This window comes from Ensifer sp. KUDG1, assembly GCF_050434285.1.
In the GTDB taxonomy this organism is placed as follows: Bacteria; Pseudomonadota; Alphaproteobacteria; order Rhizobiales; family Rhizobiaceae; genus Ensifer.
Window position 1 is genome coordinate 896,490 of the sequence record NZ_JBNDIG010000001.1, and the last position, 18,241, is coordinate 914,730.

Sequence of the window (18,241 nt, forward strand, 5' to 3'; positions counted from 1 at the left end):
GGCTTCAGCCGGCCCAGACAAATTCGGGAAGAACACCATGTCCTATGATCAGAAGCGTGTCGTCGATGCCATCCGCGCTTTCGAGGCCGGCGAAATCGTCGTCGTCACCGATGACGACGGCCGCGAGAACGAGGGCGACCTGATCGTCGCGGCGGTGCATTGCACGCCGGAAAAGATGGCTTTTATCGTCCGCCACACCTCCGGCATCGTCTGCACGCCGATGCCGCGCGAAGAGGCCAAGCGCCTGAACCTCAACGCCATGGTGGCGGAAAACGATTCCGCTCACACGACGGCCTTTACCGTCTCGGTTGATTTCAAGCATGGCACCACGACGGGCATTTCCGCAGACGACCGCACGCTGACGGTGCGCAACCTTGCCAATCCCAATGTCGGGCCGACCGACTTCGTTCGCCCCGGTCACATCTTCCCGCTGGTCGCGCGCGAAGGCGGCGTGCTCATGCGTTCCGGTCACACGGAAGCAGCAGTCGACCTCTGCAGGCTTGCCAGCCTGCCGCCGATCGGCGTCATCTGCGAACTCGTCAATGACGACGGCACGGTCATGCGCGGGCCGCAGGTGGCGAGCTTCGCCGACACCCATGGCCTGAAGCAGGTTTCTGTCGCCGACCTCATCGCCTACCGCCAGCGCAAGGAAACCCTGATCGAGCATGGCGGTTCCTTCGATATCGAGACGCCCTACGGTGCGGCCAAGGGACATTCCTATGCGCTGCCCTGGGATCCGATGCAGCATCTCGCCGTCGTCTTCGGCGATATCCGCGACGGCGTCGACATCCCGGTTCGCCTGCATCTCGAAAATGTCGGCGCTGACGTCTTCGGCAAGGACTGCCAGATCGACCGCATCATGAAGCGCATTGCCGACGAGGGCAGGGGGGTCATCGTGTATCTGCGCGAAGGTTCGGTTGGCGTCGGCGTGTCGCAGACGGCGCGCAAAGGCAAGCACGACCGCGAGGCCCACGACGAGGCGCAGGCCCGTGAAAACGAGTGGCTGGAAATCGGCCTCGGCGCGCAGATCCTGAAGGATCTCGGCATCAGTTCCATCAGGCTGCTCGCTTCGCGCGAACGCTACTATGTCGGGCTCGAGGGCTTCGGTATCAACATCGTCGGGACTGATATCATCTAACGACGCGTCGCCTCCGCGATGTATCAAGCCCGGATCATCGATCCGGGCTTTGTCTTTTATGCTCGCCAACAAAAAAGCCGCGCTCGAAGCGCGGCTCTTTGTTTGTCTTTGAATATGTCGCCGATCAGGGCAGCGCGTCGTAGCCTTCGCCGAAACCCTTGAGGTCGACGGGAATGCCGATGCCTTCCTCGGGCGACTGGAAGACGATGAAGGTCGCGGTTGCGCCGGAGCGGAAGGTCTTCAGGAGTTCGTCCTCGAGCACCACTTCCGCGTAGCAGCCGTCGGAGAAGCAGCGCACGAAATAGGCGCGGCCGATATCCTTGCCGTCGACATTGAGGCCGAGGCCGTTCGGCAGAAGCACGCCGAGCGGAGCGAGCACGCGCAGGATCTTGGCCTTGCGATCCGCCGTCTTCAGAACGACCACCGAAAGGCCGACTTCCGGCCGGTCTTCGGCGATGACGTTTTGCATCAGCGCGCACTGGTCAGCGGAAGCGCCCGGCGGCTGATCGCAGACGATCGACCACGCGCCATGGTTGGACTTGACCGTGCCGGGTGTTCCGGCGGGCTGCTGGGCCAGGCTTTGAGCCGGGAGAGCGAGAACGGCAAGGCCGAAGGCGGCGAAGGCCGACAGTCGGGAAAAGAGGGGCAGGCCCATGTAAACCTCAAAACGTCGAATCATCAGGGCTATTCTTGAAGTGCGCAGGAATAAATGAAAAGCCCTGCGGGGCACATTCCAGCGCCATATGGCGGAAATTGGGCGGGTTCGGCGCCCTATCCGGCGCGCCGCCGTCAAAGCGCTGTGCAATCGGATCGCCAAGCGCGCAGAACAGCCCCTATAGGTGGTTTCGCCGCGGGTTTCGAGGGGTGCCTGTGTGAAAAGCAACGTTTGTGCAAAAATGCCGCATGGGGTTGATTGGTCAGATGTTGCGGCATCGGACAAACTGTGGTTTGAAGCGCAGCAGTATCGCAGGGATTCTGCGTTCCGGTTTGATCCTGATCAAGCGCATTGGGGAGACACATTGTGAAAAACAAGGCTTATGCAGTTCTGGCAGCGCTTGCCTGTCTGCTTTTTGCTTCGAGCGCCTTTGCTGACAAGCCTGTCGAATGGCAGACGAACTTTCAGTCGGCCGCTACGGGCATCATGGAAGAAATCACGTGGTTTGAACATTATACCCTGTGGTTCATCATTCCGATTACACTTTTCGTTCTCCTCCTTTTGATCATCGTTGTGATCAAGTTCCGCGAAAGCGCGAACCCGGTTCCGTCCAAGACCAGCCACAACACCGCGATCGAAGTCGTCTGGACCGTCGGTCCGGTCGTCATCCTTCTCTTCCTCGCGATCCCGTCCTTCCAGCTCCTGACCGCGCAGCTGACGCCGCCGGCCAATCCGGACCTGACGCTCAAGGCGACCGGCAACCAGTGGTACTGGTCCTACGAGTATGAAGTCGGCGAAAGCCCGCTCACCTTCGACAGCATCATGATGAAGGAAGAAGACCGCGCGACGCTCGGCAAGGAAGACAAGAAAGAATATCCGCGCCTGCTCGCCGTCGACAACGAAGTCGTCGTTCCGGTCGGCAAGACGGTTCGCGTTCTCGTCACCGCTGCTGACGTGATCCATGCATTTGCAATGCCTGCCTTTGGCGTGAAGATCGACGCCGTTCCCGGCCGCCTGAACGAAACCTGGTTCAAGGCCGAGCGCGAAGGTCTCTACTACGGCCAGTGTTCCGAGCTCTGCGGTAAGGACCACGCTTACATGCCGATCGCCATCCGCGTGGTTTCGCAGGAAAAATACGACACCTGGCTCGCAGCCGCCGCAACGAATGTTGGCGATGCGAACAAGGCGCTCATGGCGTCCATCGACTCGGCCAAGACCGTCGACGTCGCCGCTAACGCCGCACAGTAATCGGAAGGGGAGCTCGACCCATGGCTGGAACAGCCGTTCATCAAGACCAACGCCATGATCACTCCGATCATGGCCACGCAGACCATGCGCACAAGCCTTTGAGCTTCTTCCAGCGCTGGTTCCTGTCGACCAACCACAAGGACATCGGCACGCTCTACCTGATCTTCGCGATCTTCGCGGGCATCATCGGTGGCACGCTGTCCATCTTCATGCGCGCCGAGCTGCAGGAGCCGGGCATCCAGATCTTCCACGGTCTGGCGCAGATGGTTTACGGCTTCGAGGGCGATGCTGCCATCGACGGCGGCAAGCACATGTTCAACGTGTTCACGACCGCGCACGCGCTCATCATGATCTTCTTCATGGTCATGCCGGCGCTGATCGGCGGCTTCGCCAACTGGATGGTTCCGATCATGATCGGTGCGCCGGACATGGCGTTCCCACGCATGAACAACATCTCCTTCTGGCTGATCATTCCGGCCTTCCTGCTCGTGCTGCTTTCGATGTTCGTCGAAGGTCCGGCCGGCGCCTATGGCGCAGGGGGAGGGTGGACGATCTATCCGCCATTCTCGACATCGGGCATGCCAGGACCGGCGATGGACTTCGTCATCCTCGGCCTGCACATTGCCGGCGCGTCCTCGATCCTCGGTGCGATCAACTTCATCACCACGATCCTGAACATGCGCGCTCCGGGCATGACGCTGCACAAGATGCCGCTCTTTGCCTGGTCGGTTCTGATCACCGCGTTCCTGCTTCTGCTCTCGCTGCCGGTTCTGGCAGGCGGCATCACCATGCTGCTCACCGACCGCAACTTCGGCACGGCCTTCTTCGCGCCTGAAGGCGGCGGCGACCCGATCCTGTTCCAGCACCTGTTCTGGTTCTTCGGTCACCCGGAAGTGTACATCCTGATCCTGCCGGGCTTCGGCATCGTCAGCCACATCGTTTCCACCTTCTCGCGCAAGCCGATCTTCGGTTACCTCGGCATGGCCTACGCTATGGTCGCGATCGGCGCCGTCGGCTTCATCGTGTGGGCTCACCACATGTACACCGTCGGCATGTCGCTCGACACGCAGCGCTACTTCGTCTTCGCGACGATGGTCATCGCTGTCCCGACCGGCGTTAAGATCTTCTCGTGGATCGCGACGATGTGGGGTGGTTCGATCCGCTTCACGACCCCGATGGTCTGGGCGATCGGCTTCATCTTCCTGTTCACCGTCGGTGGCGTCACGGGCGTTCAGCTCGCCAACGCCGGCCTCGACCGCTCGCTGCACGACACCTACTACGTGGTTGCTCACTTCCACTACGTTCTGTCGCTCGGCGCCGTCTTCGCAATCTTCGCGGCTTGGTACTACTGGTTCCCGAAGATGACCGGCTACATGTACTCCGAGTTCGTCGGCAAGCTGCACTTCTGGGTCATGTTCATCGGCGTGAACCTGATCTTCTTCCCGCAGCACTTCCTCGGCCTCGCCGGCATGCCGCGCCGTTACATCGACTATCCGGATGCCTATGCCGGCTGGAACATGGTTTCGTCCTACGGCTCCTACGTCGCAGCCGTCGGTGTCCTGATCTTCCTCTTCGGCGTCTTCGAAGCCTTCGCAAAGAAGCGCGTCGCTGGCGACAATCCGTGGGGCGAGGGTGCGAACACTCTGGAATGGCAGCTGTCTTCGCCGCCGCCGTTCCACCAGTGGGAACAGCTCCCGCGCATCAAGTGACGGGCAACGAACAGAAGCCGCCGGTTCCGGCGGCTTCACCCCGCCGGGAAACCGGCGATACACGGCCCTTGCGGCCGGGACTTTTGCAGGGACAAGACATGACGGTCATCGACAATCACGAAGCAGTCGGCATGGAAGGCGTACCGCGCCTGTCCGAAGCCTCTGCGCGCGATTACTTCGAGCTTCTGAAGCCGCGTGTCATGTCCCTGGTCGTCTTCACGGCGTTCGCCGGGCTGGTACTCGCACCAGGACACATCAATCCTTTCATCGGTTTCATCGCCATCCTGTGCATCGCCGTCGGCGCTGGCGCGTCCGGCGCGCTGAACATGTGGTATGACGCCGACATCGACGCGGTCATGACCCGTACCGCCAAGCGCCCGATCCCGGCCGGCAAGATCCTGCCGCAGGAAGCGCTGGCTTTCGGTCTGACGCTGTCTGCCTTTTCCGTGATCATCCTCGGGCTCGCCGTCAATTGGCTCGCAGCCGGGTTGCTCGCTTTCACCATTTTCTTCTACGTGGTCATCTACACGATGTGGCTGAAGCGCTCGACGCCGCAGAACATCGTCATCGGCGGTGCTGCCGGCGCTTTCCCGCCGATGATCGGCTGGGCCTGCGTGACCGGCGCCGTATCGGTCGAAAGCATCGTTCTCTTCCTCATCACCTTCCTGTGGACCCCGGCGCACTTCTGGGCGCTCGCGCTCTTCAAGATGGGCGACTACGGCGCCGTCGGTGTGCCGATGATGCCGAATGTCTGCGGCCAGGCGACCACCAAGAAGCAGATCGTCATCTACGCCGTGCTGACCGCACTGATCGGCATCTGTCCCACCTTGCTCGGTTTTGCGAGCATCGGTTACGGCGCAGTCGCAGCGGCTCTCGGCCTCGGCTTCGTGTGGTACTCGATCGGCGTCTTGCGCATGCCGGAGACGGACGAGCGCATGCTGCCGGCCAAGAAACTCTTTGCCTTCTCGATCATGTATCTTTTCGTGATCTTCTCCGCCCTGATGGCGGACCACCTGATCGTCAATATCTGGCTGAATGCCGGGAGTATTGCCTGATGGAAACCGTCAAGCTCACTGATGCCCAGAAGAAATCGCGCCGCGGCCGCAACATCGCGCTCGGCTTCGTCCTCTTCGGCCTCGTCGTCCTGTTCTACATCGTCACGCTGATCAAGTTCGGCAACGGCATGGTCAACTGAGGCGGGATGGCATGACGAATTCACCGCAGACCACAAGCTCGCAGCGCTCCAACCGCGTCGTCGTCGGCACTTGCCTGGCCTTCGTTGGCGGCATGGTCGGCATGGCCTATGCGGCCGTGCCGCTTTACGACATGTTCTGCCGCGTCACCGGCTATAACGGCACGACGCAGCGCGTCGAGCAGGCGTCCGACGTCATCCTGGACGAAAAGGTGAAGGTCACCTTCGACGCGAACACCTCGGGCGGCCTGCCCTGGGAGTTCAAGCCGGTCCAGCGCGACATCGACATCCGCATCGGTGAAACGGTGCAGGTGATGTACAAGGCGAAGAACCTGTCGTCGAAGCCGACGACGGGTCAGGCGACCTTCAACGTCACGCCGATGCAGGCGGGCGCCTACTTCAACAAGGTACAGTGCTTCTGCTTCACCGAGACGACCTTGCAGCCGGGAGAGGAGATGGAGATGCCAGTGGTATTCTTCGTCGATCCGGACATGGTCAAGGCGGTGGAGACCAAGGACATCAAGACGTTGACGCTTTCCTACACCTTCTATCCGCGCGAACCATCAAAGCCGGTCGCGCAGGTGAAGACGGAAGAGAACAAACTTTGAATGGAGGTCCTTTTCGGCTATGCCGGAAGGGCGACGAGAGAGAGACATTTCGGGGATTACTGACATGGCCGGTGCGCATCAGAAGAATCACGACTACCACATCATTGACCCAAGCCCCTGGCCGCTGCTTGCCTCGATCGGCGCCTTCGTCATGGCGTTCGGCGGCATCTGCTACATGCGCTACCTGTCGGGCAGCTCGCTGAAGATCTTCGGCCTCGAGTTCGCAAACGTCTGGATCCTGCTCGCAGGCCTCATCATCGTTCTCTACACCATGTACGGCTGGTGGTCGGACACGGTGAAGGAAGCCCACGAAGGTCACCACACGCGCGTCGTTGCCCTGCACCTGCGCTACGGCATGATCATGTTCATCGCTTCGGAAGTGATGTTCTTCGTCGCCTGGTTCTGGGCTTATTTCGATGCCAGCCTATTCCCGGGCGAAGCCATCCAGGCAACCCGCACCGCCTTCACCGGCGGCGTCTGGCCGCCGAAGGGCATCGAGGTTCTCGATCCCTGGCACCTGCCGCTTTACAACACCGTCATCCTGCTTCTGTCCGGCACGACGGTGACCTGGGCGCACCACGCGCTGCTGCACAACGACCGCAAGGGCCTGGTCAACGGCCTGGCGCTGACGGTCGCGCTCGGCGTACTGTTCTCCTACGTCCAGGCTTACGAATATGCTCACGCTCCGTTCGCCTTCAAGGACTCGATCTACGGCGCGACCTTCTTCATGGCGACCGGCTTCCACGGGTTCCACGTCCTGGTCGGCACGATCTTCCTGCTCGTCTGCCTGATCCGTGCGCTGCGTGGCGATTTCACCCCGAAGCAGCACTTCGGTTTCGAGGCGGCCGCCTGGTACTGGCACTTCGTTGACGTCGTCTGGCTGTTCCTCTTCTTCTCCATCTACATCTGGGGTGGTTGGGGCGCGCCTGTCGCCCACATGTAAGCGAATAGAGCCTACGCTCGTTTCGACAAGGCGGTTGCAGTCATGCAGCCGCCTTGTTCTTTTGGTGGTGTGCCCACAGGACGGCTCGAGGGGTGACGGAAATGAGGTTGGGATTGGCGGCGGCGCTTGTGGTATCCGGCTGTTTGCCCGCCGTGGCCGCCGATAGCGCAGACAGAGTGGTCGTGCACAAGGAACGGCGGCTGTTGCAGCTCTTCCAAGGGGACCAGGTGATCCGTGAATACACGGTTTCGCTCGGCGGCAACCCCATTGGCCACAAGCGCCAGGAGGGCGACCAGAAGACGCCGGAAGGGCTCTATTCGCTCGACTGGCGCAATCCCGGCAGCGGCTACTACAAGTCCATTCACGTCTCCTATCCGGCGCCGGCCGATGTCTCGGCCGCCGCCGCAAGCGGCGTCGATCCCGGCGGCATGATCATGATCCATGGCCAGCCCAATTATTTCGGCTGGCTGGCCTTTTTGACGCAGCGCTTCGATTGGACGAATGGCTGCATTGCCGTTACCAATGCCGAAATGGAAGAAATCTGGGCCATGGTGCCCAACAACACGCCAATCGAGATCAAGCCGTGAGTGAAGACAAGGCACATTTCCCGCCGGTTGACCCGGTAATGACCGGGATCAAGGGGCTTTGCCCGCGCTGCGGCCAGGGCAAGCTTTTCGACGGGTTTCTGAAGGTCAAGTCGTCCTGTGCGAGCTGTGATCTCGACTACAAGTTTGCCGATGCCGGCGATGGTCCTGTCGTGTTCGTGATCCTGATCGTCGGCTTCATTGTCGTCGGCGCGGCGCTTTGGGCTGAGGTCAACTTCAACCCACCGCTCTGGCTACACTTCATCCTGTGGATCCCGCTTGCGGTGATCTTCAGCCTCGGCCTGACGCGGATGCTCAAGGGCATCCTGATCAACCTGCAATTCCGCAACAATGCGCGTCCGGGCGAGATCGACCGTGGCTGAGATCGCGACCAGGAAAAAGAGCGGCCTGATCGGTCGCATCGGCACGTTGCTGCTGCTCGTCGCGACATTTGCCATTCTCGTCTCGCTCGGCACCTGGCAAATGCAGCGGCTGCACTGGAAGGAAGGCCTGCTTTCGGCCATGGCCGAGCGCAGGTCTGCACCACCGGCGACACTTGCCGAGATCGAGAAGATCCTCGCCGATGGCGGCGACATCGACTACCGCAGCGTCACGGTGACTGGCGGGTTCGACCATAGCAAGGAGCGGCATTTCTTCGCGACTTTCAATGGCCGCACCGGCTATTACGTCTTCACGCCGCTACGGTTGGACGACGGCCGCTTTCTCTTCGTCAATCGCGGTTTCGTGCCTTTCGAGCAGAAGGATTCCTCGACCCGGCTTGCCGGCGAGCTTCCCGCCTTCGTCGGCATTCATGGTCTTGCAAGGCCGAAGCTTGACGGAAAGCCGTCGTCGCTCGTTCCCGACAACGATCTCGCCAAGAACATCTTCTACTGGAAGGACCTCGACACGATGGCGTCTTCGGTCGGCCTTCCCGCCGACAAGGTCGTGCCACTGTTCGTCGATGCCGATGCAACGCCCAATCCGGGCGGTCTGCCGATTGGCGGTGTGACCCAGTTCGACCTGCCCAACAACCACCTGCAATATGCGCTGACGTGGTATGGGCTGGCAGCGGCTCTGGTGCTGGTCAGCGGCATCTATGCAATGCGGCGCGGGCGATAGCCGCGGGTTTACCGTCATGCTAACCGTGCGTGACGAACGGCAGCGGAGGCAACGTGACGATCATCGCGAACACACTGATTGCTTTGACCGGCTTGCTGCATATCGGTTTCCTGGTGCTGGAAATGTTCCTTTGGACCGGGCCGAAGGGAAGGGCCGTGTTTCGCATGACGGCCGAGCAGGCCGAGACGACACGGGTGCTCGCGGCCAACCAGGGGCTCTACAACGGCTTTCTTGCCGCCGGCCTGTTCTGGTCGTTGCTCCAGGCGGAAGCCGCCTTTGCCATCCAGCTGAAGGTGTTCTTCCTTGTGTGCGTGGTCGTTGCCGCTATATATGGCGCGTGGTCGGTCAAGCCGCGTATCCTCCTCATCCAGGGCGGCCCGGCGATCGCAGCGCTCGTTTTCCTCCTAATGGCATCCTGATCCATGGCATCATCAGCGGCAGAAAAATCCCCGATCACCATCCGCCTTTGCGGCCCGCGCGGCTTCTGCGCCGGCGTCGACCGCGCGATCCAGATCGTCGTCCTGGCACTGAAGGAATTCGGCGCGCCGGTCTATGTCCGCCATGAGATCGTCCACAATCGCTACGTCGTCGAAGGCCTCGAAGCCAAGGGTGCGATCTTCGTTGAAGAACTCGACGAGATCCCGCCGGAACACCGCAAGCAGCCGGTCGTCTTTTCGGCGCATGGCGTGCCGAAGTCGGTGCCCGCCGACGCGGATGCACGCAACCTGTTCTATCTCGACGCCACCTGTCCACTGGTCTCCAAGGTCCATAAGCAGGCGATGCGCCACAATCGCCTCGGCCGCCACGTCGTCCTGATCGGTCATGCCGGCCATCCGGAAGTGATCGGCACCATGGGCCAATTGCCGGAAGGAACGGTATCGCTGGTCGAGACCGTCGAGGATGCGGACGTCTACCAGCCGCCGGACCCGGACAATCTCGGTTTCGTCACCCAGACGACGCTGTCGGTCGACGACACCGCCGGCGTCATCAAGCGGCTGCACGAGCGTTTTCCGAACCTCACGGCGCCCGCCGCCGATTCGATCTGCTACGCCACCACCAACCGCCAGGAAGCGGTGAAGCAGGCAGCCCCCGGCTGCGACCTGTTCCTCGTCGTCGGCGCGCCCAACTCGTCCAATTCCAAGCGCCTCGTCGAAGTGGCGCTGAGAGCCGGCGCGAAAAAATCCGTGCTGGTCCAGCGGGCGTCGGAAATCGACTGGGACGAAATCGGCGACATCTCTACGGTAGGCCTGTCGGCCGGTGCGTCTGCGCCGGAAGTGATCGTCAACGAGATCATCGAGGCGTTTCGCGAACGCTACGACGCTTCCGTGGAACTCGCCGATACGGTCGAGGAAAACGAGAACTTCCTCGTCAACCGCGAGATCCGCCACGTGCCGCTGACGGCTGCCGACATGGCCTTCGTCAACGGCGAATAAGCCGCATTTCCTGCCCGCATTTTCTTGAGAGTGGACACCTTTGGCCGTTTACACCGATATCACGGAAGACGATCTCGCCCGTTTTCTCACCGCCTATGACGTCGGCCGGCTGACCTCCTACAAGGGGATCGCCGAGGGCGTCGAGAACTCCAATTTCCTGCTGCACACGACCAAGGGCTCCTACATCCTCACGCTCTACGAAAAGCGCGTGAATGCCGGCGACCTGCCGTTCTTCCTGGGTCTCATGCATCATCTGGCTGAGCGCGGCCTGTCCTGCCCGCTGCCGCTACCGCGTTCCGACGGCGAGCTGCTCGGCGAGCTCTCTGGTCGTCCTGCCGCCGTCATCTCCTTCCTTGAAGGCATGTGGCTGAGAAAGCCCGAAGCCAGGCACTGCCACGAAGTGGGCAAGGCGCTGGCGGCCATGCACGTCGCCGGCGAGGGTTTCGCGCTGAAGCGCGCCAATGCGCTTTCCGTCGGCGGCTGGCGGCCGCTCTGGGTCAATTCCGAAGCGCGCGCCGACGAGGTGCAGGCAGGTCTCAAGGACGAGATCTCGGCCGAGCTCGAACATCTGGAGCGCCAGTGGCCGAAATCGCTGCCGGAAGGCGTCATCCACGCCGACCTCTTCCCGGACAACGTCTTCTTCCTCGGCGACCAGCTTTCCGGGCTCATCGACTTCTATTTCGCCTGCAACGACTATCTCGCCTATGACGTCGCCGTCTGCCTTAATTCCTGGTGCTTCGAGAAGAACGGCTCCTATAACATCACCAAGGGCATGGCGATGCTTTCGGGCTACGAGAGCGTGCGCAAGCTGACACCTGCCGAGGTCGACGCTCTGCCGCTGCTTTGCCGCGGTTCGGCGCTGCGCTTCTTTCTGACGCGGCTCTACGACTGGCTGATGACGCCCGCTGGCGCGCTCGTGGTCAAGAAGGATCCGCTCGAATATCTGACGAAGATCCGCTTCCACCGCGCGATTGCGTCCAGCGCCGAATACGGCCTGCGCCGCGACGGGGGCCAGGCATGAAACATATCGACATCTTCACCGACGGCGCCTGTTCGGGCAATCCCGGACCGGGCGGCTGGGGTGCTGTGCTGCGCTATGGCGAGGTGGAAAAGGAACTCTCCGGCGGTGAGGCCGAAACCACCAACAACCGCATGGAACTGCTGGCGGCGATCTCGGCGCTCGACGCGCTGAAGAGCGCCTGCGAGGTCGATCTCTACACCGACAGCAAATATGTGATGGACGGCATCTCCAAGTGGATCCACGGCTGGAAGAAGAACGGCTGGAAGACCGCGGACAAGAAGCCGGTGAAGAACGGCGAGCTCTGGCAGCGGCTGGACGAGGCCAACCGGCGGCACAAGGTGACCTGGCACTGGGTCAAGGGCCATGCCGGCCATCCGGAGAACGAGCGTGCCGACGAACTCGCGCGCAAGGGCATGGAACCCTACAAGAAGAAACGTGGCTTGGGCTCGCTTCTGGTGAAATGAAAAACGGGCCGTAAGGCCCGTTTCCATGTGCACTTGCTTCTGTGCTCAGAGCTGCTCGAGCATCGCGGCAGCGCCCGAAACGGTCGCCTGGCCGGGGCTTTCCTCAAGATTGAGCGACTTTACCACGCCGTCCTCGACAAGCATCGAATAGCGCTTGGAGCGCACGCCGAGCGTGCCGGCCGACAGGTCGATATCCATGCCGAGCGCCTTGGTGAAGGCGGCGTTCCAGTCTGAGAGGAAGTGGATCTTGCCCATGCCGCCCGAAGTGGTTGCCCAGGCGCCCATCACATGCAGGTCGTTGACCGAGACGACGGCGATGTCGTCGACGCCGCGGGCAAGGATCGCGTCGCGGTTTTCGAGATAGCCGGGCAGGTGGTTAAGCGAGCAGGTGGGCGTGAATGCGCCCGGGACAGCGAAGAGCACGACGCGCTTGCCGGCAAAGAGCTGATCGGTGGTGACCTCGACGGGACCGTCGGCGGTCTTTTCCTTGAAGGTTGCGGCTGGCAGCTTGTCTCCGACGGCAATGGTCACGGCACTCTCCTTGCGTTGCTTGCGTCTCGCGTCTCCGCGCTTGTCGGAGAACTCGGCGGACTATAGATGCGCCCTAATCAAAGGCAAGGGTCGTCTCCATGCTGCGGCCCTGGGCGCGCACAGTCAAAACGATCGGCTTGCCTTTGAGTTCCCTGTCCTTGCCCGTGAGCCTCACCGGAACGGCTGCGTTCAACGCCCTGTCGCCGGCAGGCTGGATCTCGGGCTTGCCGAACGAAATGCCCGAAGGCCCGGCGAGGAAGACTTCCGGATCCTTGTGGTCGGCGGGTAGGCGAACCGACAGATGCATCATCGCCTTTTCGGCGTCGTAGCGGCTCGCGGCGACTGCGAAATCCGTGGACGGCGCCTCCGGCAGTGCAGCCACGGCATCGTCGATCCGTGCGCCGTCGAGCGGATTGTCGAAGCCGCCTTGCTTGATGGCGAGCGTGAGTTCACCCTGCACCGGAATGCAGATGTCCTCGCAGATACCGAGGAAAACGGAGGCGCGAATGGTAACGTCGCCGCTGCCGTGGAGGCGCTTCAATGTCAGCGGGAAGGCGACCGGCTTGTCATAGCCGATGTAGCGCACGACGCCGTCGTCAAACGTCTTCGGCACTGGGAAGCCGATCTTTTCCAGCTCCACGCCGCCTTTCGGGTCGAGCGTCACCTGCGGGGGAATGCCGCTTGCACCGGGTTCGCGCCAATAGGTCTTCCAGCCAGGGTTGAGCTTGACCTCCAGTGTTGCCGGGATCGTGCCGTCCTCTTTGGGCTGGGCGGCGACCAGACGGATCATGCCGCCGGGGGAGGTGACCCACTCGCTGGTGGCCGCATTGGCGCCGAAGGGGAGAAAAAAACAGCCAGCCAGGCTTGCCGCGCCGATGAACTGGGCCATTTTCTGGTGTGTGAAGCACTGGATCATACGGCAAGCAATATCGCTTTTGCCAAAACCGCTCCAGACGCTGCGACGGAGGCAACGATCATAATTGCTTGATCGGACACGGCGAAGTGAACGCCGTGCGTGCAATAATTATGGGCCGCGACGCTGAGGCGCTTTTCATTTCGCGGCGAATTGATAGGCTGTTCGCATGATGGCTACTCCGATGGCGCAAAAGAGACGCGAGCGAGGCTTTCTTGACGGTCAGTTCCTGATCGCCATGCCCGGGATGTTTGACGCCAATTTCGCCCGCACGGTCATCTTCATCTGCGCCCATTCGGACGATGGCGCCATGGGCTTCATTCTCAACCGGCCACAGCAACTGACCTTCCCGGACGTGCTGCTTCACCTCGATCTTCTCGATGAGGATGAGGCGATCCGGCTTCCCCAGGTAACACGGGATTTCCAGATCCAGGCGGGCGGTCCGGTCGAGACCGGGCGCGGCTTCGTGCTGCATTCCGACGACTATCTGAGCGACTCCAGCATTCCCGTCAGCGACGATATCTGCCTGACGGCGACGCTCGACATCGTCCGTGCCATTTCGCGTGGGCAGGGGCCGGTGCGCGCGACGATGATGCTCGGCTACGCCGGGTGGGGACCGGGGCAGCTGGAAGCGGAAATCACCCAGAACGGCTGGCTCACATGCCCGGCGCGCGACGAGCTGATCTTCGACAAGGCGCTCGACGACAAATACGATCGGGCGCTGGCGCTGATGGGTGTTTCGGCCGCGATGCTCTCCATGGATGCCGGCCACGCCTGATTGACGGCGCGCCCGCTCTCTTCCAGATCCTTGACGCACAAACGAAAAGCCCGCCGGATTGTTACCGACGGGCCTTAAGGCTTTGGTCTGCGCGCCGAGTGGCGTCGCCTTGGCGATTACGCCCGCTTCATCAGCGGAAAGCGTTCCTTCAGCAGTCGCTGGATCGATTCCGAGCCGATCGGCGGACCGAAGAGGAAGCTCTGTCCGTAGTCGCAGCCCATCTGCGACAACTGGATCGCGTCATCCTCGGATTCGATGCCCTCAGCCACCACCTGCATGTCGAGCTCACGCGCCATGGTGATGACGGAGCGCAGGAGGATGCCGCGCTTGTCGCTCGGGTCACGCACCAGCGCCTTGTCGATCTTGATCGTGTCGAAGGGGACGCGGGTGAGGTAGGAGAGCGATGAATGGCCCGTGCCGAAGTCGTCGAGCGCGAGCTTGAGGCCGGCTTCCTTCAGCTTTTCGAGGACGAGGCGGGCCTGCTCCGGATTTTCCATCACAAGCGATTCTGTCAACTCCATCTTCACCTTGCCCGGATCGCAGCGGTTCTTGGTGAGGATGGCGCGGACGTCGTCATAAAGCTCGTTGTTGAGCAGCTGCGCGCTCGAAAGGTTGATCGAGACGAAGATCGGCAGGTCGCCGGTCTGCAGCTGCCATTCCGTCAGGTCGCTCGTCGCCCGATCGAAGGCGAACATGCCGAGCTGGTTGATGAGGTCGGAATTCTCGGCGATCGGGATGAACTCCGTCGGCGAGATATTGCCGCGCTTGGGGTGATCCCAGCGCATGAGGGCCTCGAAGCCGGCGATCTCGGCATCGTTCAGCCGCACGATCGGCTGGTAGACGAGCGAGAGTTCCTTGCGCTCGATTGCCTTCTTGAGGTCGGCTTCGAGCTGCATGCGGTCCGAACCGGAGGTGCGGAAGGCCGGGCGGAACGGCTCGACGCGGTTGCCGCCTTCCTTCTTGGCCCGGAACATGGCGAGCTCGGCATCATCGAGAAGCCCGGCAGCACTCTGTTCCTGGTCGAGCCACGAGACGAGCCCGATGGATGCCGTCAGGTTGATTTCGCGGTTGCCGTAGTTGAGCGGCACCATGATTGCCTTGCTCACCGCGTCGGCGAAATCGGCAACCTTGGCGGGATCGCGCTCGGACATCAGGATCAGGCCGAACTGGTCGCCACCGAGGCGGGCCAGCGTGTCCTGCGGGCGCAGCAGCCGGCGCAGGCGCCGCGTCAGTGCGATCAGGATGTTGTCGCCGGCGGCAATCCCCAGGAGATCGTTGACCTGCTTGTAGCGGTCGATGTCGATCGCAAGCACCGTCGGGCGCACGGAATTGCTGCCGTCGGCCATCAAGAGCATCGCCTGCAGCCGGTCGAGGAAGACCTGACGGTTCGGAAGGCCGGTCAGGTTGTCGAGAAGTGCGTTGTGCAGCAGCCGTTCGACGGAATTGCGCTGTTCGGTGATGTCGATGATCGTGCCGACGCAGCGGATGATTTCGCCGTTGGCGCCAAGCACCGGCCGCGCGCGGATCGAGAGCCAGTGATAGTGACCGTCCTCGGCGCGCACGCGGAATTCATGATTGAGCTTGCCGCGGCGGCGCTCGAGGAGCACGTCGAGCGTGGCGCGGAAGCGGTCGCGATCGTCGGGATGCAGCCGCGGCAGCCAGTTGCGCAAGGGTCCGTGCATGCTTCCGAGCGACAGGCCGAGCTGGGTCGAGATATCGGGCATGGTCACCACACGGTCGCGGGCGACGTCCCAATCCCAGACGGTGTCGCCGGATCCGGTGAGGGCCAGCGACTGGCGCTCGAGATCGGAGAACAGGCCCTGCTGGTAGCCGCTGCCGGCAACGGCATGCTGCATGACGGTGAAGCCGATCAGGAGCACGATCAGCACGAGACCGCCACCGAGCGCCGGCTGCACGATGTCGTTCGCGAGTTGGCCGGTGACCGTCAGCCACGCGCCGAACAGCCAGACGAGGATCAGCAGCCAGGCGGGAACGAGCAGGATCGCGCGGTCGTAGCGGTTGAAGCCGAGATAGGCGATCAGCACGATGCCGACGGTGCCCGTCAGCGCAAAGGAAAGACGGGCGATGCCGGCCGCGATCGCCGGGTCGTAGACGGCGACGCCGAAGAGCAGACCGAGGCCGAGGATCCAGGCGAGCGTGGCATAGCCCAGATGCTGGTGCCAGCGGTTGAGATTGAGGTAGGTGAACAGGAAGATCACGAGGCCGGCCGCGAGGAAGACCTCGGTGCCCGCTCGCCATATTCGCTCGTCCCCCGCCGTCACGCTGATGAGCTTCGACAGGAAGCCGAAGTCGACGCAGATATAGGCAAGCACGGCCCAGGCAAGTGCTGCCGTCGCCGGCAGCATCGAGGTGCCCTTGACGACGAAGAGGATGGTCAGGAACACTGCAAGCAGGCCGGCGATGCCGAGTACAATGCCGCGATAGAGCGTGAAGGCGTTGACCGTGTCCTTGTAGGAGTCCGGCTCCCAGAGGTAGATCTGCGGCAGGTCCGGTGTCGCCAGCTCGGCGACGAAGGTGATGATGACGCCCGGCGCCAGCGAGACGCGGAAGACGTCCGCCTCGTCGCTCGGTTCGCGGGTGAGCGCGGAGCCTTCGCTCGGCGTGATCGAGAGCATGCGCTTGGAGCCGAGGTCCGGCCAGAAGAGCTTGGAATTCACCAGTCGGAAATGCGGCGCGACGATCACGCGCTCGAGCTGTTCGGCCGAAACGTTGGCGAGCGCGAACACCGCCCAGTCGCCCTGATGGCCTTCGCTGTTGGAGCGCACTTCGATTCGCCGCACGATGCCGTCGGTGCCGGGTGCTGTCGAAACCTGAAAGGCTTCGTTGCGGCCGCTGTAGATTTCGGTCGTCGCCGTCAGGTCGAGCGCCGTGTCTTCACGCGAAATCTTGACCGGCTCCAAAGCCTGGGCCGCGCCGCCGAGCGCACAGAAAATCGTCGTGAGCGTTATCAGAAACGCTGCCAGCTTGGAGGCTGACCAGGCGAAGGGCGAGCGGGCTAGAGGCATCAAAGGGGCATATTCCTGTTCGGTACGGCATCGTCGGACAGGAGAGAAAAGAGCAGATGGTCTCGCCACTGGCCGTTGATTCTCAAGTACTGTCTTAAATAGCCTTCACGCTCAAAACCGGCCTTTTCAAGGAGCCGGATGCTTCTTGAGTTGTCCGGAATACAGGCTGCTTCAATACGGTGCAACTCAAGGGTCGAAAAGATATAGGGGATCGCGAGCTTGAGGGCGGCAAACATGTGGCCTTTGCCGGCGTGGCGAGCGCCCATCCAGTAGCCGATCATGCAGTTTTGCCCGGCGCCGCGGCGAATGTGGCCGATCGTCAGTCCGCCGAGCAGAACCTCGCCTGGCTTGTGGAAAAGGAAGAGCGGCACCGCCTGGCCGGAGGCATATTCCTGTTCGTTGCGGATGACCCGGCTGCGAAAGGCGCTCTCGGTCATTTCGTCGGTGCGCCAGGTCGGCTCCCACGGCTCCAGGAAGGTGCGGCTGTCGCTTCTGAGCTGATACCACTGGCGGTAATCGGAGTAGCGGGGGAGGCGGAGCAGGTAATTCTGGTCGGCGATTTCGATCGTCTCCGGCTGCCGCGACAGGAACCGAAAAACCGATCGTGTCATAGCTGCCTCCGAGGCCGTTCCGTTTACGCGCGAGGACCTTGTACCATCCGCCCGACGGCACGCCTTTGCGCCGTCACAAATCGAAACGTTGCACAACTTTGCGCGCAAATCGAATCCGATTTTGCGAAAAGGTGCAAAGACTTCACCATTCGCACACGCTGTCGTCATCCGCGGAGCGCCGGCTGACCGAACGCAGTTTCCGGGCGGCGCTTGAAAGCGCCTCCCGTGCTATATTGCTCACTGTTTGGGAGGCCGGGATCGCTTCACC

General features: G+C 62.0%; 20 protein-coding genes. 15 read left to right on the forward strand and 5 right to left on the reverse strand.

Features of this window, described 5'->3' with window-relative positions:
• The first annotated feature begins 37 nt into the window (after positions 1-37).
• Positions 38-1,138 carry a 3,4-dihydroxy-2-butanone-4-phosphate synthase gene (gene ribB / locus M2267_RS04340; protein ID WP_429112725.1) on the forward strand — a complete coding sequence of 367 codons (1,101 nt, stop codon included), beginning with the start codon at positions 38-40 and terminating at the stop codon, positions 1,136-1,138.
• Positions 1,139-1,262: 124 nt separating this feature from the next.
• Here the strand turns inward: ribB and M2267_RS04345 are convergent, their stop codons facing one another.
• Positions 1,263-1,793: an invasion associated locus B family protein gene (locus M2267_RS04345; RefSeq protein ID WP_034801218.1), complete on the reverse strand. Its 531-nt coding sequence runs from the start codon at positions 1,791-1,793 to the stop codon at positions 1,263-1,265.
• A 366-nt stretch (positions 1,794-2,159) separates the two neighbouring features.
• Between M2267_RS04345 and coxB the strand changes: the two genes are divergently transcribed.
• From coxB to rnhA, 13 genes are all read left to right on the forward strand, one after another.
• On the forward strand, positions 2,160-3,041 hold the full coding sequence (gene coxB / locus M2267_RS04350) for a cytochrome c oxidase subunit II (RefSeq protein ID WP_043619856.1): 882 nt from the start codon (positions 2,160-2,162) through the stop codon (positions 3,039-3,041).
• A gap of 20 nt (positions 3,042-3,061) precedes the next feature.
• Positions 3,062-4,750 (forward strand): cytochrome c oxidase subunit I, encoded by a 1,689-nt coding sequence (ctaD, locus tag M2267_RS04355; protein ID WP_043619858.1) that lies wholly within the window; start codon positions 3,062-3,064, stop codon positions 4,748-4,750.
• Between the two features lie 98 nt (positions 4,751-4,848).
• Positions 4,849-5,805: a heme o synthase gene (locus M2267_RS04360; protein WP_192447583.1), complete on the forward strand. Its 957-nt coding sequence runs from the start codon at positions 4,849-4,851 to the stop codon at positions 5,803-5,805.
• On the forward strand, positions 5,805-5,945 hold the full coding sequence (locus tag M2267_RS04365; RefSeq protein WP_043619862.1) for a hypothetical protein: 141 nt from the start codon (positions 5,805-5,807) through the stop codon (positions 5,943-5,945). The genes M2267_RS04360 and M2267_RS04365 overlap by 1 nt, the downstream gene beginning before the upstream one ends.
• Before the next feature lie 11 nt (positions 5,946-5,956).
• A complete protein-coding gene (locus M2267_RS04370; protein ID WP_043619864.1) occupies positions 5,957-6,550 on the forward strand; it encodes a cytochrome c oxidase assembly protein in 594 nt (197 codons plus the stop codon).
• Positions 6,551-6,614: 64 nt separating this feature from the next.
• The gene (locus M2267_RS04375; protein WP_043619866.1) at positions 6,615-7,493 is read left to right on the forward strand and encodes a cytochrome c oxidase subunit 3; all 879 of its coding nucleotides are present in this window, start codon (positions 6,615-6,617) and stop codon (positions 7,491-7,493) included.
• Positions 7,494-7,594: 101 nt separating this feature from the next.
• Positions 7,595-8,080 (forward strand): L,D-transpeptidase family protein, encoded by a 486-nt coding sequence (locus M2267_RS04380; protein WP_429112730.1) that lies wholly within the window; start codon positions 7,595-7,597, stop codon positions 8,078-8,080.
• Positions 8,077-8,460, forward strand: coding sequence for a DUF983 domain-containing protein (locus M2267_RS04385; RefSeq protein WP_429112732.1), 384 nt, complete (start codon positions 8,077-8,079; stop codon positions 8,458-8,460). The genes M2267_RS04380 and M2267_RS04385 overlap by 4 nt, the downstream gene beginning before the upstream one ends.
• On the forward strand, positions 8,429-9,196 hold the full coding sequence (locus M2267_RS04390; protein WP_429112734.1) for an SURF1 family protein: 768 nt from the start codon (positions 8,429-8,431) through the stop codon (positions 9,194-9,196). The genes M2267_RS04385 and M2267_RS04390 overlap by 32 nt, the downstream gene beginning before the upstream one ends.
• Positions 9,197-9,249: 53 nt before the next feature.
• Positions 9,250-9,615, forward strand: a complete 366-nt coding sequence (locus tag M2267_RS04395; protein ID WP_429112735.1) for a DUF1304 domain-containing protein — start codon at positions 9,250-9,252, stop codon at positions 9,613-9,615.
• Between the two features lie 3 nt (positions 9,616-9,618).
• The gene (gene ispH, locus M2267_RS04400; RefSeq protein WP_034801247.1) at positions 9,619-10,629 is read left to right on the forward strand and encodes a 4-hydroxy-3-methylbut-2-enyl diphosphate reductase; all 1,011 of its coding nucleotides are present in this window, start codon (positions 9,619-9,621) and stop codon (positions 10,627-10,629) included.
• A 40-nt stretch (positions 10,630-10,669) separates the two neighbouring features.
• Positions 10,670-11,650 carry a homoserine kinase gene (locus M2267_RS04405; RefSeq protein ID WP_429112736.1) on the forward strand — a complete coding sequence of 327 codons (981 nt, stop codon included), beginning with the start codon at positions 10,670-10,672 and terminating at the stop codon, positions 11,648-11,650.
• Positions 11,647-12,114: a ribonuclease HI gene (gene rnhA, locus M2267_RS04410; protein ID WP_043619877.1), complete on the forward strand. Its 468-nt coding sequence runs from the start codon at positions 11,647-11,649 to the stop codon at positions 12,112-12,114. Before M2267_RS04405 ends, rnhA begins: the two co-directional genes overlap by 4 nt.
• Before the next feature lie 45 nt (positions 12,115-12,159).
• Here the strand turns inward: rnhA and M2267_RS04415 are convergent, their stop codons facing one another.
• Both M2267_RS04415 and M2267_RS04420 read right to left on the reverse strand, forming a co-directional pair.
• Positions 12,160-12,645 carry a peroxiredoxin gene (locus M2267_RS04415; protein WP_034801256.1) on the reverse strand — a complete coding sequence of 162 codons (486 nt, stop codon included), beginning with the start codon at positions 12,643-12,645 and terminating at the stop codon, positions 12,160-12,162.
• Between the two features lie 73 nt (positions 12,646-12,718).
• Complete coding sequence (locus tag M2267_RS04420) at positions 12,719-13,534, reverse strand: protein-disulfide reductase DsbD domain-containing protein (protein WP_429112738.1); 816 nt, start codon at positions 13,532-13,534, stop codon at positions 12,719-12,721.
• Positions 13,535-13,730: 196 nt separating this feature from the next.
• On the opposite strand from M2267_RS04420, the gene M2267_RS04425 reads away from it, so the two are divergent.
• Positions 13,731-14,336 carry a YqgE/AlgH family protein gene (locus tag M2267_RS04425; RefSeq protein ID WP_043619926.1) on the forward strand — a complete coding sequence of 202 codons (606 nt, stop codon included), beginning with the start codon at positions 13,731-13,733 and terminating at the stop codon, positions 14,334-14,336.
• A gap of 116 nt (positions 14,337-14,452) precedes the next feature.
• Here the strand turns inward: M2267_RS04425 and M2267_RS04430 are convergent, their stop codons facing one another.
• Together M2267_RS04430 and M2267_RS04435 are read right to left on the reverse strand one after the other, a co-directional pair.
• Positions 14,453-17,362, reverse strand: coding sequence for an EAL domain-containing protein (locus M2267_RS04430; protein WP_429112741.1), 2,910 nt, complete (start codon positions 17,360-17,362; stop codon positions 14,453-14,455).
• A complete protein-coding gene (locus M2267_RS04435) occupies positions 17,362-17,973 on the reverse strand; it encodes a GNAT family N-acetyltransferase (protein ID WP_043619883.1) in 612 nt (203 codons plus the stop codon). Before M2267_RS04435 ends, M2267_RS04430 begins: the two co-directional genes overlap by 1 nt.
• Positions 17,974-18,241 lie beyond the last annotated feature (268 nt).